Here is a 1,515-nt window from a genome sequence, read left to right as displayed (position 1 = left end):
ACTTGACGATCCGCTCAATTTTCGCTGCACTCATATTCGAATGCAGATTCTCGTTCATCCACGTTCCAGAAAGTCCGCCGTGGACCAGCGAAATGATTTCCTGCCTTGCGGAAGGCTTCAGCGATTTGGAAAGGAAGATCTGTGCGATTTCCGGGTTACGGATTTCTTCAACCCATTTTCGTTTTGGATACGGCAGGAGCACACGATCGGCCAGACGAAGCAGACTTCCTTGCTGCTGCAGCGTATCCTGCATTTCCAAAAAGGAAACGCCCGCAAGCAGAAGTCTGGCGGTCAGTCGAAGTTCATCGAGTTCAAGCGGCAGATCGAGCAGCCGCTTTTTCTCTTTCCGACTCAGGCGATCAAAGGTTTCCGGATCCAGAAACGACACAGCAGGCCCTTCGGTCTGCATGCCTTTATCCGATAAGAACAGAAGGTTTTGCGGATCAGCTGTCCCGGCGGCGCGATCGCTGTCGTTTCCATCTTTGGTAATTGTCTGGATCTGACGAAGCTGTTTTTCCTGTTCATCCGTCAGGACCGAAAGCGGAAGGTAGGCATTTTCCAGAAGAAGATGACGGCGAATGCCTTTTAATACGGAAGGACAGGCGTAAATCCGACAGAGCGGACGTATTTTACTGATCTTTGAAATCCAGTCGCCAAGCTGATCGTATTCCATATGGATCGAACGCTCGTTTTCGATCTCTCTGAAAACATCTGGATCGCCCAGACGCATAGAAAAATTCAATGCGTCATAAAGCCAGTACCCGTACAGACCGTTTTCTTCTTCAATCAGAAGCAGACTTTTCCGCGGCGGGTTTGAAAGCGAAGCCGCGCTCCATTCGGTTAGGACCGTTCGGACACGGGTTTTCAGATCGTTTTGAAACGCGTCCTGTTCAAAATAGGAAGCCAGACATTCAGCCCGTTTGGGAAGAGCACCATCGAGAATCGTTTTCTCCAGTTTTTGAATACCTGTCAGTACCCGGCTTTCGGTTTTTTTCAGAGCCTGTTCATCCAGAGACTGATTTTTCCGGTCCTGCTCTTCCATCAGCTTTCCGTACTGGGCTTCGATTTTGGCGGGATTCAGCGTCGACAGACTTTCATAGGGCATCTGCTTGCCGGCAAGTTCAACGAGCGCTTCAAGTGTTCCAGGCTGCAGGCCCTTTTTCATCCAGCGCTCGAGAAGTGACCCTTTTTTCCATTGCGGCTGCAACGCAAAAAGCACCGCGAATTGAGCCCGAAGCGTTTTTTCGTCAGCGGAATCGCTCGAAAGCGTACCTGCAGCAAGGGATTCTCCCGATCTGTCGCTTTCCTTTTTGGGAGTCGCTTTCTTTTTCCCCGCCTTTTTGATGGGGCGGGCTTTGGATGACTTATCCTGTGCCATATGGGAGCCGTTATTTTGTGCGAGCAGCTTCGCATACACATCTTCAACATCCAGAAGATGCCAGGACGGATCGATCTGTACGTGCAGGCGAAGCTTTTCGTTTTGCGCCTGCAAGGACTTCAGGCTCTCCTCACTCC

Annotated in this window: 1 protein-coding gene; it reads right to left on the bottom strand. The window is 50.7% G+C overall.

What is annotated here, in order from left to right; all coding sequences use genetic code 11:
* The coding region (locus ACLUYS_RS09930) for a hypothetical protein (RefSeq protein WP_412659805.1) at positions 1 to 1,492 on the bottom strand (1,492 nt) is incomplete at its 3' end.
* Positions 1,493 to 1,515 lie beyond the last annotated feature (23 nt).

The sequence above is a fragment of the Allobaculum sp. genome (assembly GCF_047010065.1).
Lineage (GTDB): Bacteria > Bacillota_I > Bacilli_A > Erysipelotrichales > Erysipelotrichaceae > Allobaculum > Allobaculum fili.
This window is presented reverse-complemented; position numbering and strand designations above follow the sequence as displayed.